The sequence below is a fragment of the Devosia alba genome, assembly GCF_039938915.1.
Taxonomy (GTDB): Bacteria; Pseudomonadota; Alphaproteobacteria; order Rhizobiales; family Devosiaceae; genus Devosia; species Devosia alba.
This window is the reverse complement of sequence record NZ_JBDUUI010000002.1, coordinates 378,565-402,025: the sequence shown is the minus strand read 5'-3', so window position 1 is coordinate 402,025 and position 23,461 is coordinate 378,565. Positions and strand designations below refer to the sequence as shown.

25 protein-coding genes are annotated in these 23,461 nt (G+C 63.3%); 14 read left to right on the top strand and 11 right to left on the bottom strand.

All coding sequences use genetic code 11. The features are described from left to right. Nucleotides 1-44: 44 nt before the first annotated feature. From ABFY71_RS04530 to aptA, 3 genes are read right to left on the bottom strand one after another with little or no spacing between them, the layout of a single operon-like run. Nucleotides 45-1,295: a Zn-dependent hydrolase gene (locus ABFY71_RS04530; protein WP_347944862.1), complete on the bottom strand. Its 1,251-nt coding sequence runs from the start codon at nucleotides 1,293-1,295 to the stop codon at nucleotides 45-47. A 9-nt stretch (nucleotides 1,296-1,304) separates the two neighbouring features. Continuing rightward, entirely contained in the window at nucleotides 1,305-2,798 is a 1,494-nt protein-coding gene (locus tag ABFY71_RS04525) for a CoA-acylating methylmalonate-semialdehyde dehydrogenase (protein ID WP_347944860.1), read from the bottom strand. Next, a complete protein-coding gene (gene aptA, locus ABFY71_RS04520; RefSeq protein WP_347944859.1) occupies nucleotides 2,798-4,144 on the bottom strand; it encodes an omega-aminotransferase AptA in 1,347 nt (448 codons plus the stop codon). The genes ABFY71_RS04525 and aptA overlap by 1 nt, the downstream gene beginning before the upstream one ends. Nucleotides 4,145-4,250: 106 nt before the next feature. On the opposite strand from aptA, the gene ABFY71_RS04515 reads away from it, so the two are divergent. Continuing rightward, entirely contained in the window at nucleotides 4,251-4,973 is a 723-nt protein-coding gene (locus tag ABFY71_RS04515; protein ID WP_347944858.1) for a TetR family transcriptional regulator C-terminal domain-containing protein, read from the top strand. 44 nt (nucleotides 4,974-5,017) lie between these two features. On the opposite strand, the gene ABFY71_RS04510 is transcribed toward ABFY71_RS04515, so the two are convergent. Beyond that, a complete protein-coding gene (locus ABFY71_RS04510; RefSeq protein WP_347944856.1) occupies nucleotides 5,018-5,395 on the bottom strand; it encodes a DoxX family protein in 378 nt (125 codons plus the stop codon). Nucleotides 5,396-5,649: 254 nt separating this feature from the next. On the opposite strand from ABFY71_RS04510, the gene ABFY71_RS04505 reads away from it, so the two are divergent. After that, nucleotides 5,650-6,357 (top strand): NYN domain-containing protein, encoded by a 708-nt coding sequence (locus tag ABFY71_RS04505; RefSeq protein WP_347944855.1) that lies wholly within the window; start codon nucleotides 5,650-5,652, stop codon nucleotides 6,355-6,357. Between the two features lie 33 nt (nucleotides 6,358-6,390). Here the strand turns inward: ABFY71_RS04505 and ABFY71_RS04500 are convergent, their stop codons facing one another. Then, a complete protein-coding gene (locus ABFY71_RS04500; protein WP_347944853.1) occupies nucleotides 6,391-7,431 on the bottom strand; it encodes a diguanylate cyclase domain-containing protein in 1,041 nt (346 codons plus the stop codon). Nucleotides 7,432-7,907: 476 nt separating this feature from the next. Between ABFY71_RS04500 and ABFY71_RS04495 the strand changes: the two genes are divergently transcribed. After that, complete coding sequence (locus ABFY71_RS04495; RefSeq protein ID WP_347944852.1) at nucleotides 7,908-8,261, top strand: septal ring lytic transglycosylase RlpA family protein; 354 nt, start codon at nucleotides 7,908-7,910, stop codon at nucleotides 8,259-8,261. A 9-nt stretch (nucleotides 8,262-8,270) separates the two neighbouring features. Here the strand turns inward: ABFY71_RS04495 and ABFY71_RS04490 are convergent, their stop codons facing one another. After that, a complete protein-coding gene (locus tag ABFY71_RS04490) occupies nucleotides 8,271-8,489 on the bottom strand; it encodes a YjiS-like domain-containing protein (RefSeq protein ID WP_305581654.1) in 219 nt (72 codons plus the stop codon). Between ABFY71_RS04490 and ABFY71_RS04485 the strand changes: the two genes are divergently transcribed. The 4 genes from ABFY71_RS04485 to ABFY71_RS04470 all read left to right on the top strand — a co-directional run bounded on the left by ABFY71_RS04485 (nucleotide 8,406) and on the right by ABFY71_RS04470 (nucleotide 11,377). Next, on the top strand, nucleotides 8,406-8,687 hold the full coding sequence (locus tag ABFY71_RS04485) for a hypothetical protein (protein WP_347944960.1): 282 nt from the start codon (nucleotides 8,406-8,408) through the stop codon (nucleotides 8,685-8,687). The two genes, ABFY71_RS04490 and ABFY71_RS04485, sit on opposite strands and share 84 nt — an antisense overlap. Then, nucleotides 8,668-9,534 carry a LysR family transcriptional regulator gene (locus tag ABFY71_RS04480; protein WP_347944851.1) on the top strand — a complete coding sequence of 289 codons (867 nt, stop codon included), beginning with the start codon at nucleotides 8,668-8,670 and terminating at the stop codon, nucleotides 9,532-9,534. Before ABFY71_RS04485 ends, ABFY71_RS04480 begins: the two co-directional genes overlap by 20 nt. Nucleotides 9,535-9,722: 188 nt before the next feature. Beyond that, on the top strand, nucleotides 9,723-10,913 hold the full coding sequence (locus tag ABFY71_RS04475; RefSeq protein ID WP_347944850.1) for an MFS transporter: 1,191 nt from the start codon (nucleotides 9,723-9,725) through the stop codon (nucleotides 10,911-10,913). A 2-nt stretch (nucleotides 10,914-10,915) separates the two neighbouring features. Continuing rightward, nucleotides 10,916-11,377, top strand: coding sequence for an MmcB family DNA repair protein (locus ABFY71_RS04470; protein WP_347944849.1), 462 nt, complete (start codon nucleotides 10,916-10,918; stop codon nucleotides 11,375-11,377). A 33-nt stretch (nucleotides 11,378-11,410) separates the two neighbouring features. Here the strand turns inward: ABFY71_RS04470 and ABFY71_RS04465 are convergent, their stop codons facing one another. Continuing rightward, entirely contained in the window at nucleotides 11,411-13,063 is a 1,653-nt protein-coding gene (locus ABFY71_RS04465; RefSeq protein WP_347944848.1) for an MBL fold metallo-hydrolase RNA specificity domain-containing protein, read from the bottom strand. 116 nt (nucleotides 13,064-13,179) lie between these two features. Here ABFY71_RS04465 and ABFY71_RS04460 point away from each other — a divergent pair, with 116 nt between their 5' ends. Continuing rightward, nucleotides 13,180-13,530, top strand: a complete 351-nt coding sequence (locus ABFY71_RS04460; RefSeq protein ID WP_347944847.1) for a DUF1428 domain-containing protein — start codon at nucleotides 13,180-13,182, stop codon at nucleotides 13,528-13,530. A gap of 1 nt (nucleotide 13,531) precedes the next feature. Here ABFY71_RS04460 and ABFY71_RS04455 read toward each other — a convergent pair whose 3' ends face one another. Continuing rightward, nucleotides 13,532-14,083 carry an ActR/PrrA/RegA family redox response regulator transcription factor gene (locus tag ABFY71_RS04455; RefSeq protein WP_305579818.1) on the bottom strand — a complete coding sequence of 184 codons (552 nt, stop codon included), beginning with the start codon at nucleotides 14,081-14,083 and terminating at the stop codon, nucleotides 13,532-13,534. A 51-nt stretch (nucleotides 14,084-14,134) separates the two neighbouring features. Continuing rightward, nucleotides 14,135-15,445, bottom strand: coding sequence for an ActS/PrrB/RegB family redox-sensitive histidine kinase (locus tag ABFY71_RS04450; protein WP_347944846.1), 1,311 nt, complete (start codon nucleotides 15,443-15,445; stop codon nucleotides 14,135-14,137). 146 nt (nucleotides 15,446-15,591) lie between these two features. Here ABFY71_RS04450 and ABFY71_RS04445 point away from each other — a divergent pair, with 146 nt between their 5' ends. Both ABFY71_RS04445 and ABFY71_RS04440 read left to right on the top strand, forming a co-directional pair. Beyond that, nucleotides 15,592-16,074 (top strand): DUF2852 domain-containing protein, encoded by a 483-nt coding sequence (locus tag ABFY71_RS04445; protein ID WP_305579820.1) that lies wholly within the window; start codon nucleotides 15,592-15,594, stop codon nucleotides 16,072-16,074. Between the two features lie 200 nt (nucleotides 16,075-16,274). Next, a complete protein-coding gene (locus ABFY71_RS04440) occupies nucleotides 16,275-17,012 on the top strand; it encodes a M48 family metallopeptidase (RefSeq protein WP_347944845.1) in 738 nt (245 codons plus the stop codon). A 27-nt stretch (nucleotides 17,013-17,039) separates the two neighbouring features. Here the strand turns inward: ABFY71_RS04440 and ABFY71_RS04435 are convergent, their stop codons facing one another. Then, complete coding sequence (locus ABFY71_RS04435) at nucleotides 17,040-19,634, bottom strand: PBP1A family penicillin-binding protein (protein WP_347944844.1); 2,595 nt, start codon at nucleotides 19,632-19,634, stop codon at nucleotides 17,040-17,042. A 232-nt stretch (nucleotides 19,635-19,866) separates the two neighbouring features. Further along, nucleotides 19,867-21,120 carry a D-amino acid dehydrogenase gene (locus ABFY71_RS04430; RefSeq protein ID WP_347944843.1) on the bottom strand — a complete coding sequence of 418 codons (1,254 nt, stop codon included), beginning with the start codon at nucleotides 21,118-21,120 and terminating at the stop codon, nucleotides 19,867-19,869. Nucleotides 21,121-21,269: 149 nt separating this feature from the next. Here ABFY71_RS04430 and ABFY71_RS04425 point away from each other — a divergent pair, with 149 nt between their 5' ends. The 4 genes from ABFY71_RS04425 (at nucleotide 21,270) to ABFY71_RS04410 (ending at nucleotide 23,459) form a co-directional block, all read left to right on the top strand. Beyond that, complete coding sequence (locus ABFY71_RS04425; RefSeq protein ID WP_305579824.1) at nucleotides 21,270-21,725, top strand: Lrp/AsnC family transcriptional regulator; 456 nt, start codon at nucleotides 21,270-21,272, stop codon at nucleotides 21,723-21,725. Nucleotides 21,726-21,748: 23 nt separating this feature from the next. Next, nucleotides 21,749-22,264: a hypothetical protein gene (locus tag ABFY71_RS04420; RefSeq protein WP_347944842.1), complete on the top strand. Its 516-nt coding sequence runs from the start codon at nucleotides 21,749-21,751 to the stop codon at nucleotides 22,262-22,264. Nucleotides 22,265-22,337: 73 nt separating this feature from the next. Further along, nucleotides 22,338-22,754 carry an antitoxin Xre-like helix-turn-helix domain-containing protein gene (locus tag ABFY71_RS04415; RefSeq protein WP_305577236.1) on the top strand — a complete coding sequence of 139 codons (417 nt, stop codon included), beginning with the start codon at nucleotides 22,338-22,340 and terminating at the stop codon, nucleotides 22,752-22,754. Next, the gene (locus ABFY71_RS04410) at nucleotides 22,755-23,459 is read left to right on the top strand and encodes an RES family NAD+ phosphorylase (RefSeq protein ID WP_347944841.1); all 705 of its coding nucleotides are present in this window, start codon (nucleotides 22,755-22,757) and stop codon (nucleotides 23,457-23,459) included. Nucleotides 23,460-23,461: the final 2 nt, after the last annotated feature.

Below are 23,461 nucleotides of genomic sequence, written 5' to 3'. Positions count from 1 at the left end.
CTTGGTCACTGGCAATGCCGATCGTTGTTTGCTTCAGTCCCCTGTCAGGCCACGATCTCCGCCGTTTCGAGCACGGCATGGAACAGCACGTCAGCGCCGGCGGTGGCCCATTGCAGGGAAATCTCCTCGGCTTCGTTATGGCTGAGGCCGCCGACACAGGGGCACATCACCATGGTGCTCGGCGCAACCTTGTTGGCCCAGCAGGCGTCGTGGCCAGCGCCGGAAATCAGGTCCATATGGCTATAGCCGAGCTTTTCGGCGGCGGCGCGGACGCGACCCACCAGGGTTGGATCAAAGGCGACGGGGTCGAAATGGCCGACCGCCTCCATGGCGTAGCCGACGCCGAGTTCGGCACATATGGCCTGCGCCTTGGCTTCGATCTGGCTGCGCATGCTGGTCAGCTTGCTCAGCTCCGGCGAGCGGATGTCGACGGTGAACACCACCGCGCCGGGCAGCACATTGCGCGAATTGGGGGTAAATTTCATCTGCCCCACCCCACCCACGGCGCCGGGCTGGTGCGCCATCGCCACTTCCTGGACCATTTCGAGAATGCGGGCCATGGCTAGGCCGGCATTGACGCGCATGTTCATCGGCGTTGAGCCGGTATGGGCTTCCTTGCCGGTCAGGGTGAATTCGAGCCACCACAGACCCTGGCCATGGGTGACGACGCCGATCTGCTTGTTCTCGGCTTCCAGAATGGGACCCTGCTCGATGTGATATTCGAAATAGGCGTGCATCTTGCGCGCGCCGACGGTTTCCTCACCGCGCCAGCCGATGCGGGCGAGTTCGTCGCCGAAGCTCTTGCCCTCCTGATCCTGACGGGCATAGGCATAATCTTGGGTGTGCACCCCGGCAAAGACACCCGAAGCCAGCATGGCTGGCGCGAAGCGGGCGCCTTCCTCATTGGTCCAGTTGGTGACGACAATCGGGTGGCGGGTCTTGATGCCCAGATCGTTCAGGCTGCGGACAATTTCGAGCCCCGCCAGCACGCCGAGCACGCCATCATATTTGCCGCCAGTGGGCTGGGTATCGAGGTGGCTGCCGACATAGACCGGCAGCGCACCGGCATCGGTGCCCGGGCGGGTCATGAACATGGTGCCCATCTGGTCAACGCCCATAGTGAGGCCCGCATCGTCGCACCAGCGCTTGAACAGGTGCCGCCCCTCACTGTCTTCATCAGTCAGGGTCTGGCGGTTATTGCCCCCGGCAATGCCGGGACCAATCCTGGCCATCTCCATGATGCTGTCCCAGAGGCGGTCGCCATTGATGCGAAGGTTTTCTCCTGGGGCCGACATGGCGCTCTCCTATTTGACGCTGGGGAAGCTGAATTCGGCGCCGCCCTTGATGCCGGCGGGCCAGCGGGTGGTGACGGTTTTGAGCCGCGTATAGAAATGCACGCCTTCGGGGCCGTAGATGGCGTGGTCGCCAAACAGGCTTCGCTTCCAGCCGCCGAAGGAGTGGTAGGCCACCGGCACGGGGATGGGGACGTTGATGCCGACCATGCCCACTTCGATCTTGTCGGCGAATTCACGGGCGGCGTCGCCGTCGCGGGTGAAGATGGCGGTGCCATTGGCATATTCGTGCGCGTTGATGAGGTCGACCGCCTCGTTATAGGTGTTGGCGCGCACCACTGAGAGGACGGGACCGAAGATCTCTTCCTTGTAGATGGTCATGTCGGGCGTGACATTGTCGAACAGCGTGCCGCCGACATAATAGCCGTCTTCATAGCCCTGCAGTGAGAAGCCCCGACCGTCGACGACGAGGTCGGCGCCCTGCTCCACACCGGCGTCGATATAGCCGATGATCTTGTCGCGGTGCATCTTGGTGACCACCGGACCCATTTCGGCGTCCTTGTCGGTGGCCGGGCCGATCTTGAGACTTTCGACGCGCGGCTTGAGCTTGGCAACCAGCGCATCGGCGGTTTCCTTGCCCACCGGCACGGCGACCGAAATGGCCATGCAGCGTTCGCCGGCCGAACCGTAGCCGGCGCCCATCAGGGCATCAGCGACCTGGTCGAGATCGGCATCGGGCAGGATCACCATGTGGTTCTTGGCGCCGCCGAGAGCCTGGACGCGCTTACCGGCCTTGGTGCCGCGCTGATAGACATATTCGGCGATCGGGGTGGAGCCGACAAAGCTGATCGCCTTGACGTCGGGGTGGTCGAGCAGGCCGTCGACCATTTCCTTGTCGCCGTGAACGATATTGAGAATGCCCTCGGGCAGACCGGCTTCCATGAACAGGTTCCAGGCCAGCATGGAGGCGGAGGGATCACGCTCGGAGGGCTTGAGGATGAAGGCATTGCCGCAGGCGATGGCGGCTGGATACATCCACATCGGCACCATGGCGGGGAAGTTGAATGGGGTGATGCCGGCCACGACGCCGAGCGGCTGGCGATCGGAATGGGTGTCGATCGAGGGCCCGACATTGCGCGAGAATTCGCCCTTGAGCAGCTGGGGAATGCCGCAGGCGTAATCGACGCAGTCGATGCCACGGGCCACTTCGCCCAGGGCATCGTCATGCACCTTGCCGTGTTCGCGCGAAATCTCGCGCGCCATGTCGTCGGCATATTGATCAAGCAGCGCCTTGAACTTGAACATCACGCGGGCGCGCTTCATTGGCGGGGTATTGCCCCAGGCCACCTGCGCCTGTTTGGCCGAGGCCACGGCGGCGTTGAGCTCGCTCAGCGTCGAGAGCGGCAGTTCGGCCGAGACTTCGCCGGTGGCCGGATTGAACACCGGCACGCGACGACCGGTGGAAACATAGCGTTTGCCGGCAACGGCGTTTTCAATAATGTTCATCAGTCGATGCTCCGCAGGGCTGCCCGGACGCCGTCGATCAGTTCACCGATCTGGCTTTCGGAAATGATCAGGGGCGGGCTCATGGCGATGATATCGCCGGTGGTCCGCACCAGGACGCCATCCTCATAACATTTGAGGAAGGCCGAAAAGGCGCGCTTGGTGGGGGCGCCGGCAATGGGATCAAGCTCGACAGCGCCGACCAGACCAATATTGCGGATGTCGATGACATGCGGCTCGCCCTTGAGCGAATGCAGGGCATCCTGGAAGATCGGCGCCAATTCGGCTCCCCGGGTCAGCAGACCTTCTTCCTTATAGGTTTCCAGCGTGGCCAGACCGGCGGCCGAGGCCATCGGATTGCCCGAATAGGTATAACCGTGGAAAAATTCGATCATGTGCTCGGGGCCCTGCATGAACGCGTCATGGATTTCCGAGGACACCAGCACGGCGCCCATCGGAATGACGCCATTGGTCAGGCCCTTGGCGGTGATCATGATATCGGGGGTGACGCCGAAATAATCCGCGCCAAACGGGGTGCCGAGACGGCCAAAGCCGGTAATGACCTCATCAAAAATCAGCAGGATACCGTGCTTGCTGGTGATTTCGCGCAGGCGCTTGAGATAGCCCATGGGGGGAATCAGCACGCCGGTGGAGCCGGCCACGGGTTCAACGATGACGGCGGCGATGGTGGAGGCATCATGCAGGGTGACAATGCGCTCAAGCTCGTCGGCCAGTTCGGTGCCGTATTCGGGCACACCCTTGGAATAGGCGTTTTTGGCCAGGTTGTGGGTATGGGGCATATGATCGACGCCGGTCAGCAGCGAGCCGAACATCTTGCGGTTGCTGACAATGCCGCCAACCGAAATGCCGCCGAAATTGACGCCGTGATAGCCGCGCTCGCGGCCGATCAGCCGGGAACGGGCGCCCTCGCCCTTGACCCGATGATAGGCCAGGGCCAGCTTGAGTGCGGTTTCCACCGACTCGGAGCCCGAATTGGTGAACAGCACGTGATTGAGGCCGTTGGGGGCAATATCAACAATACGATTGGCGAGCTCGAATGCCTTGGGATGACCCATCTGGAAGGCCGGGGCGTAATCGAGTTCGGCGGCCTGCCTGGCAATGGCCTCGACGATGCGGGGGCGGGCGTGACCGGCATTGACGCACCACAGACCGGCCGTGCCATCAAGCACCTGCCGGCCATCAGAGGTGGTGTAGTGCATGTCCTTGGCGGCCACCAGCATACGAGGGGCCTTCTTGAATTGCCGATTGGCTGTGAACGGCATCCAGAAGGCGCTCAAATCGTTTGGCACCACGGTATTGGAATTGGACACTTCTATCTCGCTCCCCATTATTCCGGCCTGATCACGATTGGCACTTGACGCGAGCGCGCAATGCTCTGAATTTTGACCAGTTGGAAAAAACTTAGCACTCCAAAACTTTCTAGCAAGGCGAAAAATGCCGGCGACCAAAAAGAGCAGTGCCGATTCGACCGCCGCGCCGAAGCGCCAGCACAAGGCTGAGGCCAAGGCGGCGGCTCATCCGCATGGCAAAGTCCGGCCGTTGACCCGCATTCAGCGCGAGAAACAGGACGTGATCCTGGAGGCGGCGCTCGAGGTGTTTTCCATGCACGGGTTTCGCGGCGCCACGATCGACCAGATCGCCGAGGTGGCGGGGATGAGCAAACCCAATCTGCTGTATTATTTTCCGCGCAAGGAAGAGATCCACCGCCGGCTGATGGCCGCCCTGCTGGAGACCTGGCTGGCGCCGCTCAAGGAAATGGATGCCACCGGCGACCCCTTCCCCGAAATTCGCTCCTATATTCGGCGCAAGCTGGAAATGGCGCGCGATTACCCGCGCGAGAGCCGGCTGTTTGCCAATGAAATGCTGCAGGGCGCGCCGCGCATCATCGAGATGATCGAGCTGGACCTGAAAAATCTGGTCGACGAGAAGGCCCAAGTACTGCTGGGGTGGATGGATGAGGGCAAGCTGGCCCGCACCGACCCCTATCACCTGATTTTTTCGATCTGGGCGACCACCCAGCACTATGCCGATTTCGATGTGCAGGTGCGGGCCGTGCTGGGCCCCAGCCGCAATGGCGAGGGGCGCTTTGAGGATGCCGCCCGCTATCTGGAGCAGTTGTTCATGCACGGGCTGACGCCAAAGCCGGCGGGCCGCTGACACGGAGCGAGAAAACCGGGATGGCGAACCATCCCGCAAAGCAATCAGAGCATCGCCGCAATCGGCAGCAGGAAAGCGCCGACGAGCCCCAGATTCATGATCGTCGCATTGAGATGGGTGAGCCGCTCCGCGCCGGAATAGCTCCAGAAATTGTGGAACAGCACGGTTGCGAAGATCAGGAAGACAATCAAGGCAGCGCCGCCGATCAGCGCGAATGGGCCGACGGCCACCAGCAGGCCGCCAACAATCTGCAGTGCCACGCCAATAGTCGCCGACAGGCGGGGCAGGATCATGCCGCGCGCCGTCAGGGCGAGGGTGAGGCCCGAAAGGTTGGCGATGTTGCGAATGCCAAAAACCAGAAAGGCGCCACCGAGCAGAAACCGGGCCAGCGCAAAGACAATATCAGGCAGATCGAGGGTCATGCAAAACGTCCTGTGTAATGATGGTGCGGCCAGGTCGGGGTATGACTAACCTCCAGCTCGGCTGCATTCGCGGATATGACGAGCGAGGATAGTCATTTTCGACAGGCCAAACGACGGGAATGAGGGGAATGCGAACACCTATTGCTGCATGGCTGACGCCGGGCGCACGCCGATAGCTAAAACTTTCGGCACGTGCAGCGGAGATCCTTTAATAGCCCTGGTTAGGCTGATCCGTGCCAACTAACGGATTTGCCATGGCTGACAAGCGCATTGCGGTGTTGTTCGACGCCGAGAACATCAATTGCGAAACGGCACTGAATGCACTCGACGCGTTGGCGCCGCTGGGCACTGTGCAGATCAAGCGCGCAGTGGGCGATTTCTCATCCGCCAGCCTCGCCGGCTGGATTGGTTGCGGCCGGGATCGTGGCATCGACCTGGTCCTGCAGCCCAGCCTGGGCAAGGGCAAGAATGGCGCCGAGATCAAGCTCACCATTGAGGCGATGGACATCGTGCATCAGGCCAGGATCGACGCTATCGCCCTGGTGACGCGTGATCGGGACTTCACGCCGCTGGCAATGCGCCTGCGCGATGCGGGCCTGTTGGTGCTGGGCTTTGCGCAGGCCGAGCCCTCCGCATCGTTCCGAGTGGCGTGTTCGAGCTTCGTCGTCATCGGCGCCCCCCCGCCCATTACAGCGACGCCAGCCAAATCCGCTCCAGGGCCGATCTTGGACAGGAGCGAACTGGCCCGCCTGAGGCGGCTTGTCCTGCTAGCCAGCCACAACGGTCCAATCACGCCCACAGCATTGACCAGGGCGATCATCAGCGCGGAGCCCGACCTCGCCACCCGGCTCAGCGGTCAGGGTAAGTTCCTCAGGACGCTGGTCGCCCATGGGCTGGTCGAGCGGGTTGGTAGCGGGTCGGGACTGCAGGTGCAGGCGCCGCGGCTGCACAATGCAGGCTAACGCTGCGCCCCGTGCGGTCGGCGGACACCGCGACTAGGCGCAGCGCAAGTGCCAGCTCGTCTGATCGGAGTGGGTCTCGCCAGCAAACTGGAAGCTGCTGCCCTGCATGGCTTTGGCGCGATAGAGCGCGGCGTCGGCTGCGCCGAGCAGGATGGCGGGCGGCAGATCGCTGCTGCCGGCTGCCACAATGCCCATACTTGTGCCGATCCGCACCGTGCGGCCCGCCAGGTCGATGGGCTGCTCGATGGCAAAAATGCACTCCCGTGCGAACAGGTCTAGGGTATCGGCGCCGGGCGTGCTGACCGCCACAATGACGAATTCATCGCCCCCCAATCGCACCAGCTGGTCCTGAGGGCCGAGCAGGGTGGCAAGGCGTTGGCCCACCGTGCGCAACACTATATCACCGGCGGCATGGCCCAGCGCGTCATTGACCGCCTTGAACCGGTCGAGGTCCAGGATAACGATGCCAAACGGGATGGCCGCAGTGCCCAGTTCGTCCATGGTGCTGTCGAGGGCCAGACGGTTGCCAAGCCCGGTGACCACGTCGGTGCGCGATTGTCGGTGGGCCAGGCGGCGCTGCCGCTCTATATCGCCGACCAAGCGGCGCAGATGCAGCATCAGGCCGGCAACGAACAACAACATCGCAGCCACGACCGGCAGGCGAATCGGGGCAAAGTGCCGAAACATGTCGTTGGCGAAGGGATTTTCGCCCCACACCAGATAGCTGCCGAACAGACTCTGTTCGCCCAGCAGCGGAATCATCAGGGCGTTGGGGTCGCTGGGGGCGGCGGACGACAGATGCGCACCGTTCAACCCCGCGATACGGCCAATCATTGCGGCGTCGGATTGCCTGAGCGGACCGGACCGGCCGACGACCAGGTCAATCGCGTTGGCGGCGCGGATATGCTCGGCCGCTGCGGTTTCGTGCTCGTAAAGCAGGCGCACCTGGAAGCCGGTGGCCAATAGCACGGCACAGGTAAGCGCCAGTGCGGCAATGGACATCACCGACAGGCGGCCAATTTTCTTGATTGCATGATGTTCGTTCAGCGCGGCCGGCGCGATTGCGCGCGGCACACGATCACGGCGTGTCCAATTCAATATCATAGTAGTCTGCGTCCCCAGCGGGCGCACACTGGCACCCCAGAGATTGGCAAAGCGTTAGCGCCGGCGGAGAAAACGGCCAAAGCCTGCCACAATCGCGCCACGAACGGCCGACGCAGCAATAATCTGCTGCCGATTTTTCCGGGAACCCCGGAAAAGCGGCCATCTGGTGCAGTCGGCCGGGAACCGTGGCTTGCGGGCCACAGTGCGAAAGATGAATCCGACAATGCGGATAATCAACCCTGTGCATTCCGCCAATTTGGTTAATGCCGGATTCATATTCTCCAACATTGCCGTGCCGACCATGACTATGGCGCGAACATGGCGGCGATGACTGCGGCCCATCTGCAACAGTTCCGGACTTGAGGGCAGTTGTGGCCAATCCGGGCACATTGTGGCCCGCAGGCACGATTAGTCAGCGGCCAATACCAACTATGTGAGTCTCCGTCTTGATTAGAAAAAACCTCTCCATCGCCGCACTTGCTGCAGTTATGTTCTCAGTTTCGTCTGCAGCCTATGCGCAGTGTGGTGGCGCCTCCTGGTACGGTCCAGGCTTTAATGGCAAGACCGCCGCATCAGGCGAAATCTTCAATGAAAACGCCATGACCGCCGCCCATCGCTCGCTGCCCTTTGGCACCAAGGTCAAGGTCACCGATCAACGCACCGGCAGTGAAATCGAAGTGACGATCAATGATCGCGGCCCGTTTGTCGGCAAGCGCATCATCGACCTGTCCAAAGCCGCCGCGACCAAGCTGGGCTTCCGCAATCGCGGCGTCACCTCGGTGTGCCTCAGCCAGCTGTAATTTCTGCAGTCAAAACCGACTGCCTTGACGGGGCGTCTCCAGGCCGGAGGCGCCCCGTTCTGGTGCGCACGGCATGGCGGGCCTGACCGACTGCCAGGCAAAGCAATCAATCTGGTCCCGCTCGGTCCCCAGATCATCTAGCAGGTGGTCATCAAGCATCTCGAGATAGTGGACGGTTTGCCGATACCGGTACCAATCGCGCAAGTGGCGGATCAACTTAACAAGCATTTCGGGTCTCCAGACAAGGGCCTGCAGCGCGCGCAACTACCCGTTGCGGGGCATTTTCATAAATCGAATGATGGTTGGCAGGCGGGCGCTCCAATATCGGCGCCTCGTATCCGATATTGCCGTTTCGAAGAGAAACTTGCTATGTTTGAGTTCGCAATGCTCTTTGCAGAAATGAAAAATGGATTTCAGCTGGGATGACCTGAAGCTGTTTCTGGCCGTGGCGCGTCTGGGTGGATTGAGTGCGGCTACGGATACGACGGGGTTGAGCGCCGCCACGCTGGGGCGGCGGGTCAGCACATTGGAACGCCAGATTGGCGAGCGGCTGTTTGTGCGCAGCCAGAGCGGCTACCGGCTGACCCAGGCGGGCGAAGATCTGCTGGCACGGGCCGAGGATGTCGAGGCCGCCATGCTCTCGCTGCGGCGCTGGAAGGAGGGTACGTTTGGCGAACGCGCTGTGCGGGTTTCGGCCGGCGCCTGGACGTCGGCCTTTCTGGCCCGGCATGTCCAACAGCTCTGGCAGGTCGAGGACCGCTTCGGGCTTGAACTGGTTACGGGCAATCAGAAGGTCGATATTGGCCGGCGCAATGCCGATCTGGGTCTGCGCAATCAGCGCCCGACCGAACAATGGCTGGCGGGGCGCCTGATCGGCACTGTGGCATACGCGATCTATTCGGGGCGCCAGATAATCAATGGCGTCAAGGCCGGCTATTTCGTCGGCATAGCCGGGGAAAGCGGCCATACCCGTTCGGCCCGCTGGCTCGAGGCGCGGCATGGCGACCGGATCGCGGTGCGTGGCAATGATCCCATGAGTGTGCGGGAACTGGGGGCGCATGGCGCGGGCATGTCGGTATTTCCCTGCTTTGTCGGCGACAGCGATCCCCAACTGGTCCGCATCGCGGCACCGATCAGCGAGCTGGAAACCGAGCAATGGCTGGTCAGTCACCATGAAGAACGGCACGACCCGGCGGTGCGGGCGGTCAGTCAGCGGATCGCTGCGCTGATCCAGAACCAGCGCGCGCTGTTTAACGGGACGGCCTCATCCTGACAGGCCGATGCCGAGGCCTGGGGCTGCTAGAGGTAGCGGGCCGCCCGGACGCCGCAAATCAGCCAGTGCCTGAGGCACAGCAGCACGACAGCAACGTTATTGCTGCGGTGTGAAACGTTTGCGCCGCCGCTTTCCCTGTGTGGCGAATTGGCATAGCGTGCGGGCATTCTGTTCACGAGTGGTTCGAGATGACTATCGGCCTTGCCATGCCGCCGCAAATTCGCGTGTTCGCAGCTTTCTTCATCTATTCGTTTTGCATGGGCAGCATATATCCGCGCCTGCCGGCCATCCAGCAGGCCATGGGAGTGGGCGAAGGCGCGCTGGGGCTGTCGCTGGTCGGCGCGGCCCTGGGCACGCTGCTGTCGCTGACCTTTGCCGGCCCCTATCTGGAACGCATTGGCTATCGCCGCGTGCTGCTGAGTGCCCTGCCGCTACTGGCGGCGCTCTATGCGGTGGCGGTGTGGGCGCCCTCGCCCCTGATGCTGTTCATCCTGCTGGTGCCGGTGGGCATGACCATTGGCTGTATCGAGCTGATCATCAATCTGGAGGCCGACCGGGTCGAGCACGCGCTGGGCTTTCGCATCATGAACCGGGCCCATGCGTTCTGGAGCTTCGGCTTTTTCGGCGCTGGCATGGTGGGCGCCCTGGTCGCCCAGGCCGGGCTGTCGCCGCAGCTGCATCTGGCGCTCATGGTGCCAGCCGTTTCGGTCGCCACCATTGTCGTGCTGGGCCGGTTCCAATCGGCCAAGCATCGCGTCACGGCAGCCTTGGACAATGGCCCCCGCTTTGCCCGGCCGAGCCTAGCGATACTGGTACTGGTCTGCGTGACATTTTCAGCCGTGATCATGGAGGGGGCCGGCATTGACTGGTCGGCCATCTATATGCGCGACGTGTTCCTGGCCGATCCGTTCTGGGCCGGCGTTGCGGTGGCGCTGGGCGCCGGCACGCAGGCGATCACCCGCTTTTTTGCCGACAGTTTTGTTGATCGCTGGAGCCCGACCATGGTGGCGCGGGTCCTGCTGGGCATTCTGGGCGTCGGCACGGTATTGGTATTTGTCAGCGACTATCAGTGGCTGGCCTATCTCGGTCTGGGGCTGATGGGCATCGGCACCAGCGCGATCTTCCCGCTGGCCATGTCGGCTGCAGCCCAGCGCACCGATCGTCCGGCGGCGGTCAATGTGGCGGCACTGGCGCAGATCTCGTTTGTCGGCTTCCTGCTCGGGCCACCGCTGCTGGGCTATGTGGCCGAGCATTTCGGCATTCGCTGGGCCTTCGGCATCGGCCTGCCGCTGGTGCTGGTCAGCTTTGTGGCAGCCAACGCGCTCGGCTCGCGTCCGGTCAAGGTGGTCGTGGCAGAGCCAGCCATACCGCGGGGCTAGCCATGTCCATGCTGCCCCCGATTGTTGATCTGCGCCAATCGGCCACCGCGCTGCGGGTGCAGCGCGGGGTGATGCGCATGCTGCGCCAGTCCCATGACATGGCCTGCTATGCCGAGGTGACACTCAGGAGCGGCCGGCGGGCCGATGTGCTGGCGGTCGGGCCCAAGGGCGAAATCTGGATCGTCGAAATCAAATCGAGCCTGATCGACTTCCAGATCGACCGGAAATGGCCGGAATATCGCGAATTCTCCGACAAGTTCTTCTTTGCCAAGCCGCCCGAGCTCGACGCGTCGATCTTTCCCGCGAGCGAGGGGCTGATCGTGGCCGATGGCCATGATGGCGCCATTCTGCGCGATAGCCCCGATACGCCGCTGGCGCCAGCACGGCGCAAGGCGTTGATGCTCAAGCTGGCCCGGCTGGGTGCCGACCGCATCCATGCGCTGATGGACCCCGGCCCGCAGTAGGTTCTGCGCTGCCGGCTGGCCGGGGTCTGCGCCCTATTCGTCCACGGACTGGCTCTCCACGGGGGTAATCGGGGTGCGCTTGTGGCCCGGCGAGAGCGGGGCCCCCAGCGCCGAGAGCTGCTGCTGCAGCGCCCGCATCAGCGCGAGCTTGTCTTCGTCGCTGCTGGCCTGCAGCTGCTGGCTGAGCCGGATGGTGAAATCGGAAAAGGCGTTGTGCCAATCGGAATGAACCTGGTGAGGATCAATGCGTCTGGTCTCGGCCTGCGCCTTGCCGGCAATGCCGGCAGCGGTCAGCTCAAAATAGTCATCGAGCTGGGGCAGGATGATCTGATCGCCGGCCATGCCGGTGGCCATGATCGCCGCGCGCAGGGCCTGACGCTCCTCATCCTCACCATGGCTGAGAAAGATCGCGCCATGGGCGGGCAGGCGCGCCGAGATCCATTCCATGAGTTCGGTGTGATCGGCATGGGCCGAGTAGTTCCCCAGCGCCCGGATATTGGCGCGGATCGGCACCAGTTTGCCATGGATGCGGGCTTGCTTGGCGCCGGTCAGAATGACATGGCCCAGCGTGCCGGGGGCCTGATAGCCCACGAACAGCACGGTGGCGTTGCGGCGGATCAGATTGGCCCGCAAGTGATGTTTGATGCGGCCGGCATCGCACATGCCCGAGGCGCTCATGATGATGGCGCCGCCGCGGATCGAGTTGATGGCCTGGCTGTCGGCAACGGCCTCGATGATGCGGAAGCGGGGATCGTTGAACAATTCGTCGGCGCCCAGTTCGACGTCTTCGAACATCTTGGCGTATTTGCGGTAGACACCGGTGACCTTGCTGGCCAACGGGCTATCGAGAAACACCAGGCTCGGATCGATTTCACCGGTCTTGATCAGGTAGCCGATATCGTGCAGCAGCTCCTGGCTGCGCTCGACGGCAAAGGTGGGGATCACCAGATTGCCGCCACGGCCCAGCGCGCCATTGATCTCGGCCTTGAGCGCGTCACGCCGCTGCAGCAGGGTGTAGTCATCACGCTCGCGCCCGCCATAGGTGGATTCGCAGACGATATAGTCAAAGCCGGCCGGGGCATCGGGCTCCTTGTAGAACACCTTCTCATCGGGCCCGATATCGCCCGAAAACAGCAGCCGCACCGGCTTGTCGCCATCCATCACCTCGATTTCGATAGAGGCCGAACCGATGATGTGGCCGGCATTCCAATAGCGGGCGCGCACGCCGGGGCCAGGCTCGATCCAGGTTTCATAGGCGCAGGTCTTGCGGTGCTTGAGGGCCTCGTCGGCATCGCCCATCGTATAGAGCGGCTTGACCGGCTCATCGCCGCGCCGGCTGCGCTTGCGGGTCTCGCGTTCGGCCTCGCTCTCCTGAATCCCGGCGCTGTCGGGCAGCATGTATTCGAGCAGGCCGGCCGTTGGTTCGGTCATCCAGGCCGGGCCGCTCCAGCCCTGGGCATAGAGCTTGGGCAAGAGGCCGACATGGTCGATATGAGCATGGGTGAGCAGCAGGAAATCGATGGATTGCACATCAAAAGGGGTGGGTTTGAGATTGAGCTCGCGCACCGAGCGATTGCCCTGGAACAGACCACAGTCGACCAGAAAATGCCCACCGGGGTGATCAACCCGATAGCATGAGCCGGTCACCGTGCCCGCCGCGCCGTGGAAGTGAAGGGTGACGGTCATGGCAGGCTCCTGATTGTGTCGCTGGTGAGTCGAAATAAGCCCGACTGCTTCGTCGTTGTCGAGACGGGCCCACCATGGTGGCCCCAAAAAGCAAGCCAACACAAGGAGATCGCAAAATGGCTTATGTCGATGGATTCGTGGCAGCCGTGCCCAAGGCCAACAGAGAGGCGTATTTGCGGGCCGCCCGTGCAGGCGCAAAGATGTTCCTCGAGTGGGGCGCCACCCGCGTTGTGGAGACCTGGGAGGACGATGTGCCGGACGGCAAGATCACCGATCTTCGTCGAGCCGTCGCAGCGAAGGCTGACGAAGCGATTGTCTTTTCCTGGATCGAGTATCCCGACAAGGCGACGCGCGAGGCGGTTCAGAAGAAGATGATTGAGAGCCCCGAGATGGGCGCAATGGAGATGCCCTATGACATGGGCCGAATGATCTTTGGTGGCTTCGAGACGCTGTTTGCTGCCGACTAGTTCAGCGTGGCGCGCGCTTGGCCAGGATGCGCTGCAGGGTACGGCGGTGCATATTGAGCCGGCGCGCGGTCTCCGAGACATTGCGGTCGCACAGCTCATAGACACGCTGGATGTGTTCCCAGCGCACGCGATCGGCCGACATCGGGTTTTCCGGCGGCTCGGGCTTGTCGGCACCGGTGGCCAGCAGCGCATTGATCACATCGTCGGCATCGGCGGGCTTGGAGAGATAGTCGACGGCGCCCAGTTTGACGGCGGTGACGGCGGTGGCGATATTGCCATAGCCGGTCAGCACCACCGCGCGGGCGTCGGGGCGCCTGGTATGCAGCGCCGACACCACTTCCAGCCCATTGCCATCTTCGAGCCGCAGATCGACCACCGCATAGGCGGGGGGCAGTTCGGCGACGGCGGCCAGACCTTCGGCAACGCTGCCGGCGATGCGGACATCAAAGCCACGCCGCGTCATGGCGCGTTCGAGGCGCTGCAGAAAGGCTACATCATCATCCACCAGCAGCAAGCTCGGGTCGGTGGCCAGGAGTTCTTCGATCGTGCTCATGGCTTTTCCATAGGCTGTTGCAAATGATACGTCAAAAGCGCTGTCTTGGATCTATACGGCGATTGCGGACCTTGGCCAGACAATCCGCACCTGGGCATGGCCTTCGGGCGCAATATTGAGGAAGGCCAGCCGGGCCCCGGTGCGTTCAAGCAGTGTCTTGGCGATGAACACTCCCAGGCCCAGCCCCCCCGGTTGGCTGGCGTCAGGGCCGTGCGGATCGCGCGGGCGGCTGGTGAGATAGGGCTCGCCCAGCCGGGCAATCAGTTCGGGCGCAAAGCCGGGGCCGTCATCGGTGATCGACACCGAAATGCTGTCATGGTCCCAACCCGCCTCAATGCGCACGGTCTGGCGGGCGAAGTCGGTGGCGTTTTCAATCAGATTACCCAGCCCATAGAGCAGGCCGACACTGCGGGTGAATACCGGCGGACTGCCGGCATCGGGCCCAAAGTAGAACAGGATCGCCTTGCCCCGGCCCTCATGCGGACGGGCCACTTCGGCCAGCAGATCGGTGAGCGGCACGGCGGCAAACGGATCCTGGCCCTTGCTGCCCAGATTGCGCAACTTGGCCAGGATGGCGCGGCAGCGGGCGGCCTGCTCGATGATCAGTTCGACATCGGCGGCCAGATCGCCACCGGCCGGCACCTCTGCACGCATTTCCTTGGCAGCCAGGGCAATGGTGGAGAGCGGGGTGCCCAGCTCGTGGGCGGCGGCGGCGGCCAGCCCGTCGAGGGCCGAGAGCTGTTCCCTGCGCGACAGGGCCAGTTCGGTGGCGGCCAGGGCGTCGGCAATCTGGCGGGCATCATGGGCGACGCGATTGGTATAGGTGGAGATGAACACCACCCCGCAAATGATCGACACCCAGATGCCGATGACATAGATGCGATTGAAAATCAGGTGTTCGAGCGGATCCCAGGGCAGCGGCAGGTGCCACACCGCCAGCACCGAGGCGATGATGGCAGCCAGCAGGGCGATGAGAAAGGCGGCGCGTTGCGGCAGCGTCGTGGCCGAAACCGAGACCGGGGCCAGCAGCAGCAGCGCGAACGGGTTTTGCAGGCCGCCGGTGAGTGCCAGCAGGCAGCCGAGCTGGCACAGGTCAAAAGCGATCTGGCTGGCCGTAAACCTTGAGCTGGGCCGAAAGGCGGCGCCAAACCGCCATACCAGCCAGAGATTGACCGCAGCCGACAGACCAATCAGCGCAAAACAGGCAAAGAGAGGCAGGGGGAAACCCAGCCCGAGCGCCACAAACAGCACACCGCAAGTCTGGCCGCCCACGGCCAGCCAGCGGAGCAGCACCAGGGTTTGCAGCCGCAAGGGCCGCCAGCTGGAGGGCAAAGGCAGGCCATCGGCCTGAATCATGGACATGCGCAGACCCTCAATTGGCGGCAGGCGGCCGCGCTATAGGGAGACAAAAACAGCATTTCAAGTGGCAAAATCGCACAGGCACAAGCTTGATCCTAGCCCGGGACGGGCCATTTATTGAGCATCGTGACTGGGAGAATGGAACCGAAATGACCACAGCAATCATCAAACCACAATGGTCGCCCTTGACCATCGCACTCATGGTAATGGGCTTTATCATCTTCTGGCCCCTGGGTCTGGCCGTGCTCGGCTATATCCTGTGGGGTGAAAAGTTCGGCGGATCGCCGGAAAAAGCCCAGGCTTACTGGAACAAGGGCAAGTCCTGGTGCAGCGCCAACAAGTCCCGCCACCACTGGAACAACCGGAGCTATGGCATGAATTCGAGCGGCAACGCAGCCTTTGACGAGTATCGCAGCGAACAGCTCAAGCGCCTTGAGGAAGAACGCGCCCGGCTTGATGCCGAGATCGATGACTTCCACGCCTATATGGCCAATCTGAACAAGGCCAAGGATCGCGAAGAGTTCGATCGCTTCATGAATGAGCGCCGCGGTTCGCGCCAGGGTTTTGGCGAGTCCAGGCCCGACCAGGGTGACCAGAACACCAATAATGGCTGGAACAACAATAACGACTAAGTCCGGCAATCCCCTCGGCGACGCGCCTTGCGCGTCGCTCCCCTCTCCAAAGCCTGTCGTTCCCAACGACGATACTGGTGCCCCCGCGAGGGGCACTTTTTTTTGCGCCATATTCCTCCCCCAAACATGACGCCATCGCGGCGCAGGGGAGTCATCAGCGCAAATTCGCGCTATCATCGCTGGCGATTCCCCGAGCTGCCATGAACCTGTTTTTCCGCACCAAGCCAAAAATCCCCGCCAGCACCGTGGTCGAGATCGACGGCGCTGCGGTGACCGTGACCGTGCGGGTCAATGCGCGGGCGCGCAGCTATCGGCTGTCGCTGCCCCATAGCGGGGGGCCGGTGCTGACCCTGCCGCCGCATGGCAAATGGGTTGAGGCCGAGGCCTTTCTGCTGCGCCACCACAATTGGCTGGCCGCCCGGATCAAGCGGGCGCCACAGGCGGCCAGCTTTTCCGATGGCGGGGTGGTGCCGCTGCGCGGCGTCGATCACCGCATCATCGGCACCGGCAAGCTGCGTGGCCGGGTGGAACGCGCCGAGGATGATGGCCAAATGGTGCTGCTGGTGCCCGGCGATCTGGCGCATCAGGCGCGGCGGCTGACCGACTGGCTCAAGGATGAGGCGCATGCCGATCTGAGCGAGCGCAGCGCCTGGCATGCCGCGCGGCTGGGGGTCAGCGTCAAGACCATCAAGATGCGCAGCCAGGCCAGCCGCTGGGGCTCGTGCTCATCCTCGGGTACGATCAATTACAATTGGCGGCTCGTGCTGGCACCGCCTTTCGTGCTGGATTATGTGGCGGCCCATGAAGTGGCCCATCTGGTGGAAATGAACCACTCGGCAGCCTTCTGGGCTACGGTCAAACGCACCCTGCCCGACATGGAACATGGCCGCGCCTGGCTCAAGGCGCATGGGCGGCAATTGATGGCGCATGGCGGCTAGGCCGTCACGCGCCGCATCTCGGGCTGATTAGCCGCCGAACATCAAATCCATCAGGGTGCGGGGTTTTTTGACCTGCACGGGCTGATTGACGGCGGCGGGGGGCTGGATCTGCTGCGCGGCGGGGGCACTGGGCACCCAGACCTGCTGGCCGGTAGCAGGGTCGACCACCAGGATCATGGGCTGGCCGGTAGCGGGGTCGATCGGCGCCTGGCCGACGCCATTGCTCTGGGGCTGCAGGGGGAAGCCGGTCACCGGATCGATAGCCTGCTCGGTCACCACCTGCCCTACGGGCATGCCGGTGGCAGGGTCGATCTGCACGCCATTGGCGTCAACAATCAGGCCGCCCTCGGGCAGGCCGGTCGCGGGCGCCAGCGCCTCACCCGACTGGATCGGCTGGGCGCCGCCGGCGAGGGGCTGGCCGGTGGCCGGATCAATCTGCACGACCTGGCCGGTGGCCGGATCGGTCATGGTCTGCACCGGCAGGCCGGTCGCCGCGTCGACATATTGCACCAGCGGCTGGCCGGTATTGGGATCGATAACGACCTGGCCGGTGCTGGGGTCAATCACCTGCTGGCTGGCCAGCTGGCCTTCATAGCTGCCGACGGGAATGGGGGCGACGGGCTGGCCCTGCAGCGCCTTGGTCATGAACTGCGACCAGATGGTGGCCGGCACATTGCCGCCCGACAGGGTGGTCTTGGTGTCGTCGTCGTTACCGAGCCAGACGCCGGTGACCATTGCCGCGGTGTAGCCGACAAACAGGGCGTCGCGCGCGTTCTGGCTGGTGCCGGTCTTGCCGCCAACCTGCCAGTCACCAAGGTTGGCGCGCTTGCCGGTACCCACCTCGACGGCGGTGCGCAGCATATCGTCCATCTTGGCCAGCACATCGGGGGCGATGACGCGGCCAGGGCCGGCATCGGAGGCTTCATAGAGCACGTCGCCCGCCTTGGATTCGATGCGGGTGATGACATTGGGGATCACGCCCATGCCGCCATTGGCGAAAGGAGCGTAGGCGCTGGTCAGTTCAAGCAGGTTCACTTCCTGGGTACCCAGGGCGATTGAGGGCACGGCGATCAGCGGCGAGGAAATGCCCATCCGTGTGGCGACGTCGATCACCGCCTGGGGGGTGACGTCGATGGCCAGACGGGCCGCGATGGTATTGATCGAATAGGCCAGGCCCTGCCGCAGGGTGACGGTGCCGGCATATTTGCCCGAGGCATTGCGCGGGCTCCAGCCATTATAGTCGAACTGGGCATCCTCGGCCAAAGTGTCAGGCGTATAGCCCTTTTCCATGGCCGCCATATAGACGAAGGGCTTGAAGGTGGAACCGGGCTGGCGCTTGGCGGTAACCGCGCGATTATACTGGCTGGCCTGATAATCGACGCCGCCCACCATGGCGCGCACCTTGCCATCCACATCCATGGCCACCAGGGCGCCCTGGGAGAAGCCGCGTTTGGCGCCTTCGGCCGCGACCTGTTCCCGCACGATGAATTCGGCGTCCTTTTGCATCTTGTAGTCGATAGTGGTCTGCACGACCACGTCGCTTTCGATGTCGCCAATATAGGCGGTCATCAGGCTTTCGACCCAGTCGGCGACATAGGATTCCGAACCGGCGACGCGGGTGCGCACGCTCTGATCGGGGTCGATCTGGGCGGCCGCGGCTTCTTCGGGCGTGATATAACCCTCCTCAGCCATGGCGTTGAGCGACAGGCGCTGGCGCTGGATGGCCTTTTCGGGGCTGGACTTGGGATTATAGGCCGAGGGAGCGGGCAGAATGCCGGCCAGCATGGCGGCCTGACCGAGCGCGAGATTGCGGGCGGAGACGCCGAAATAGGTCTGCGCTGCGGCCTCGATGCCAGTGGCACCAGCGCCGAAATAGACGCGGTTCATATAGAGTTCGAGGATCTCTTCCTTGGTATAATTCTGCTCCAGCCAGATCGCCAGAATGGCTTCCTGTACCTTGCGCCCCAGGGTCTGGTCGGGGGTCAGGAACAGGTTCTTGGCCACCTGCTGGGTAATGGTGGAAGCACCGCGGGTAACGCCGCGCGCCTTGATCATTTCGAGCGCGACCGAGGCCATGCCGATCGGATCGACGCCAAAATGGCTCATGAAGCGGCGGTCTTCGCTGGCGATGATGGCGGCGGGCACATAATAGGGCAGTTCGCGATAGGTCACCGCCTCGCCGCCGGTCTTGCCGCGATTGGAAATCAGGCTGCCATCAGCCGCCAGAATGCGGATATTGGGCGGCCGGTCGGGCACGGCCCAGGTGTTGGAGCTTGGCAGTTGTGCGCCGTAATAGACGATGATGCCGGCAACAGCGATACCGCCCCAGAGACAGGCGACAAAGCCCCACCAGAGCAGGCCCATAAGGAAGCCGCCGCTGCGCGATTTGCGTGGCTTGCGGCCCCGCCCTGTTGTCGCCTTGCCGCGGCGCGGTGGCTTGCCGCCGCCCTTGGGACCACTGCCGGCGCCGCCAACCGGGCGCTCGCCGCTGCTGAAAATGCCAGCCGATTTTCCCATGGAGGGTTCGACACGTGCGCCCTTGCTGCGGCTTTCGGCCCGGGGCTTGCTCGGCTTTTTGGGCTGAGCGCCAACGCGGTCATCGGCGGAAATGCGAAAATCCATCAAGCGAACCCACAAGAAAACCTTTGGCCGCTTCTACTCCGTTCCGTGCCAATGGGAAACAGGAGGTTAGCAGGTGGTTAAAGGTCGATCCTGACCGACTCGCGAGGCGCTGCCCAGCGAGCAGTGCCGATCGCGCGGCCACAGCAGTGCTTCTCCCGGTAAAATGTGGCTGGTTTATGGGGCGGGCGACCGTGCGGACGGGGCTGTTGCCCGATGGTCACGGCGCGGCCGCTCAGGCATAGCGCGCCAGACCGAGATCGTGGGTGTCGATTTCCGGCTTCTGGCCGCCAATCTGGTCGGCCAGAACCCGGGCCGAGCCACAGGCCATTGTCCAGCCCAGCGTGCCGTGACCGGTATTGAGATAGAAATTGGGATAGCGTGTTGGGCCCACGACCGGCGTGCCATCGGGCGTCATCGGCCGCAGGCCGGTCCAGAAACTGGCGCTGCTGATATCGCCGGCATCGCCATACAGATCGGTGACCACATGTTCGAGCGTCCTGCGGCGACGGTCATGCAAAGTGGTATCAAAACCGGCAATTTCGGCCATGCCGCCGACGCGGATGCGGTCACCCAGCCGGGTGACGGCGACCTTGTAGCTTTCGTCGAGCACAGTGGAGACCGGGGCGCGGTCGGCATGAATGATGGGCACGGTGATGGAATAGCCCTTGACCGGATAGACCGGCAGGTCGAGCCCGAGCGGCTTGACCATGGCGGGGGTAAAGCTGCCCAGGGCGCCAACAAAGATGTCGGCGTCGAACTCGCCCTGATTGGTGCGCACGGCGCGCACCCTGTCGCCTTCGGTAACCAGACCAGCAACGCTGACCCCGAAGCGGAAATCGACGCCCAGTTGCCGGGCCAGGTCGGCGAGCCTGGTGGTGAAAGTGTAGCAGTCGCCGGTCTCGTCATTGGGCAGGCGCAGGCCGCCGGCGATCCGGTCGCGGGCATTGGCCAGACCGGGCTCGGCGACAATGCAGCCGGCCGCGTCGAGCACTTCGAAATCCACCCCGTCGGCCGCCAGTACCTCGGTGTCCTTGTGGGCGTCATCGACCTGTTTTTGCGTGCGGAACAGCTGCAGCGTGCCCTGGCCACGGTGATCATAGGCAATGCCGGTATCGGCGCGCAGCGCCTTGAGCTGGTCGCGGCTATATTCGGCCAGCCGCACCATGCGCGACTTGTTCACCTGATAGCGCTTGATGGTGCAATTGCGCAGGATGGCCAGGCACCAGCGGATGGTCGCCGCATCCATTCTGGGCTGCACGATCAGCGGCGCGTGTTCCATGAACAGCCATTTGAGCGCCTTGCGCGGCACGCCCGGCGCGGCCCAGGGCGAGGAATAGCCCGGTGATATCTGGCCGGCATTGGCGAAACTGGTTTCCAGCGCCACGGCTTCGGCGCGCTCCAGCACGGTTACCGCATGGCCGGCTCTGGCCAGATAATAGGCCGTCGTCACGCCGATAACGCCGCCGCCCAGAACGATAACCCGCATGATTGCCACCCCCGACACGACCGGTCCGCCACTGGCCGGTATCCAGCCACAAATCTGACGTAGAAGCAGTGAAATGTCCTTCACTTTGTTGACAGAAAATTGCAAGCATTTCGGCCAGACACACGATTGTGCGGCGTTTCGATAGAAAGTTGTTCGTGATGGACCAGATGGATCAGGCAATAGTGACCCAGTTGCGGCGTGATGGCCGTATCAGCAATGCCAGCCTGGCCAATGCGGTGGGGCTATCGCCCTCGGCCTGTTTGCGGCGCATGCGCGAACTGGAAAGCAGCGGCGTGATCCGCGGCTATACCGCCATTATCGATGAGCCGACGCCGGGCGACACCATTGTGGCCATCGTGCAGATTACCCTGGAACGCCAGACCGACGATGTGTTGCGGCGCTTCGAGCAGGCGCTGCGCGGCTGTGCCGAAGTGCGCGAATGCTATCTGATGGCCGGCATGACCGATTATCTGGTGCGGCTGGAGGCGGCCAGCGTCTCGGATTATGAACGGCTGCACACCGAAGTGCTGTCGCGACTGCCCAGCGTGACCCGGATTCAGTCGAGCTTTGCCATCCGCAATGTGCTGCGCCCGATGCGGGCTTAGCCATGCGCTGGATACTAGGGACAATGAGCGCCATGGCCCTGCTGTGTCTGGTGCCGGCGGCGCAGGCGGACGATCAGGCCGTGCTGGAGCGGGCCATGGACGGCGCGCTGGGGCAGTTGGAGCGGGCACTGCCGCAGCTCGACGCGACGCTGTTCGGGGTCAATGTCACTGCCTATCATGACGCGCTGGCCCTGCGGCCGTTCTCGGGCGGCAGCTGGGCGGGACAAAACGTGGTGGACCTGACGATCCGCGGCGAGGCGAGTGGGTCGTGCAGCCGGTATGCCGCCTTTGTGCGGCTACCACCGGTGGACGGGCGCGTGCCGCTGGTGCTGTGTCCGCAATTTTTCACCCCCGGCGCCGATGAGTTGCGGGTGCTGACCGTACTGCACGAAATGGTCCATGTGGTAGCAGGTCGGGACGAGTGTCAGGCCATGGCCGTTGCGGCTCGCGTCGAACAATTGGCCAGGGGAACCTTCACCCCGGTGGATGCCTATTGGCGGGCCAATGGCTGCGCGGCCACGCGCTATCGCCTGCCCTGATCGGACCGCTGCAAAAACTGGACAATTACCATCATATGACGTATATACCCGTATTCATTTGATGGAGCGAACGATGCTGGGTCAGGTCGAGCCGCGCGATTGGCAGGATTTTTCGGCCGAGGCCGATCGGGCGCGGCTGTCAGCGGTGGCGCTGAAGGCCTATCGGCGCCTGGTCGGTCACTGGGGCCTGACCGGGCAACAGGCGGCGGCACTGCTGGATGTGTCGAGCAGCACCTGGGAGCGCATGAAACAGGGTGGCAAGGACAAGCTGCTCAGCCAGGACCAGATGACGCGGATTTCCGCGCTGGTCGGTATCTACAAGGGCCTGCACCTGCTGTTTGCCGACGACATGGCCGATCGCTGGCTGCAGCTGGACAATAAGGGACCGCTCTTCAGTCAGCAGACGCCCATCGCATCGATGATCAGGGGTGGCATTCCGCAAATGCTTGAGGTGCGGCGCTATGTCGACGCCGTACGCGGGGGCCTGTGATTGGCCATTGATGGCGTGCCAATTGTTACCGTGGCCTTTCCCACCACGGTCCGGCTGGTGACCACGGCGCGGCTGCGCGAATCGGTGCTGGCAGCGCTGGCCGATGGCGAAGATGAACTGGCCCTGCTGGCGGAAATCGAGGGGGCAACCAGCACGCGGCAGCTGGCGCAGGACCGGGGCATTTCCGGCCTCGCCGCCAATGAACTGGTCTATGACGTGCCGCACGTCCATTTCATCAATGCCGCCTTTGCCTATGCCCGGCCGCAGCAGCCCAACCGCTTCAATGGCGCCAGTCGGGGCGCCTGGTATGCGGCGCTGAGCGTGGAAACCTGCCTGGTTGAAGTGCGCTTTCACCTCACCCGTTTCCTCGCCGATACGGGCGTCTATGAGGCGGTGATCGATTACACCGAAATGTATTGCAGCCTGGCAGGCGGCTATCTCGACCTGCGGCAGGTGCCCGAGCACGCCGCCCTGGGGCCGGACCCGGCCACCGCTTACCCGATTGGCAATCGGCTGGCCGAGGCGGCCCGCGCCGAAGGGCTCAATGGCGTGATTTACCCTTCGGTGCGCCACAGCGGCGGCACCTGCTTTGCCGCGCTGCGCCCGGCAGCGGTGCAATCAGTCCGCCAGGGGGCGATCTACCGCCTGACATGGCAGGGGACCCCGACACCGATGGTGGAGGGGCCCCTGCCGGCAGTGCAATAGCG

What these genes read in the sequence shown, in the direction of transcription:
- ABFY71_RS04440 (WP_347944845.1), top strand. Translation starts at nt 16,275, where the DNA reads ATGAACCTGTTTTTCCGCACCAAGCCAAAAATCCCCGCCAGCACCGTG.
- ABFY71_RS04460 (WP_347944847.1), top strand. Translation starts at nt 13,180, where the DNA reads ATGGCTTATGTCGATGGATTCGTGGCAGCCGTGCCCAAGGCCAACAGA.
- ABFY71_RS04445 (WP_305579820.1), top strand. Translation starts at nt 15,592, where the DNA reads ATGACCACAGCAATCATCAAACCACAATGGTCGCCCTTGACCATCGCA.
- ABFY71_RS04475 (WP_347944850.1), top strand. Translation starts at nt 9,723, where the DNA reads ATGACTATCGGCCTTGCCATGCCGCCGCAAATTCGCGTGTTCGCAGCT.
- ABFY71_RS04450 (WP_347944846.1), bottom strand. Translation starts at nt 15,445, where the DNA reads ATGTCCATGATTCAGGCCGATGGCCTGCCTTTGCCCTCCAGCTGGCGG.
- ABFY71_RS04480 (WP_347944851.1), top strand. Translation starts at nt 8,668, where the DNA reads ATGGATTTCAGCTGGGATGACCTGAAGCTGTTTCTGGCCGTGGCGCGT.
- ABFY71_RS04420 (WP_347944842.1), top strand. Translation starts at nt 21,749, where the DNA reads ATGAGCGCCATGGCCCTGCTGTGTCTGGTGCCGGCGGCGCAGGCGGAC.
- ABFY71_RS04430 (WP_347944843.1), bottom strand. Translation starts at nt 21,120, where the DNA reads ATGCGGGTTATCGTTCTGGGCGGCGGCGTTATCGGCGTGACGACGGCC.
- ABFY71_RS04490 (WP_305581654.1), bottom strand. Translation starts at nt 8,489, where the DNA reads ATGCTTGTTAAGTTGATCCGCCACTTGCGCGATTGGTACCGGTATCGG.
- ABFY71_RS04510 (WP_347944856.1), bottom strand. Translation starts at nt 5,395, where the DNA reads ATGACCCTCGATCTGCCTGATATTGTCTTTGCGCTGGCCCGGTTTCTG.
- aptA (WP_347944859.1), bottom strand. Translation starts at nt 4,144, where the DNA reads ATGGGGAGCGAGATAGAAGTGTCCAATTCCAATACCGTGGTGCCAAAC.
- ABFY71_RS04470 (WP_347944849.1), top strand. Translation starts at nt 10,916, where the DNA reads ATGTCCATGCTGCCCCCGATTGTTGATCTGCGCCAATCGGCCACCGCG.
- ABFY71_RS04465 (WP_347944848.1), bottom strand. Translation starts at nt 13,063, where the DNA reads ATGACCGTCACCCTTCACTTCCACGGCGCGGCGGGCACGGTGACCGGC.
- ABFY71_RS04455 (WP_305579818.1), bottom strand. Translation starts at nt 14,083, where the DNA reads ATGAGCACGATCGAAGAACTCCTGGCCACCGACCCGAGCTTGCTGCTG.
- ABFY71_RS04415 (WP_305577236.1), top strand. Translation starts at nt 22,338, where the DNA reads ATGCTGGGTCAGGTCGAGCCGCGCGATTGGCAGGATTTTTCGGCCGAG.
- ABFY71_RS04505 (WP_347944855.1), top strand. Translation starts at nt 5,650, where the DNA reads ATGGCTGACAAGCGCATTGCGGTGTTGTTCGACGCCGAGAACATCAAT.
- ABFY71_RS04530 (WP_347944862.1), bottom strand. Translation starts at nt 1,295, where the DNA reads ATGTCGGCCCCAGGAGAAAACCTTCGCATCAATGGCGACCGCCTCTGG.
- ABFY71_RS04435 (WP_347944844.1), bottom strand. Translation starts at nt 19,634, where the DNA reads ATGGATTTTCGCATTTCCGCCGATGACCGCGTTGGCGCTCAGCCCAAA.
- ABFY71_RS04525 (WP_347944860.1), bottom strand. Translation starts at nt 2,798, where the DNA reads ATGAACATTATTGAAAACGCCGTTGCCGGCAAACGCTATGTTTCCACC.
- ABFY71_RS04515 (WP_347944858.1), top strand. Translation starts at nt 4,251, where the DNA reads ATGCCGGCGACCAAAAAGAGCAGTGCCGATTCGACCGCCGCGCCGAAG.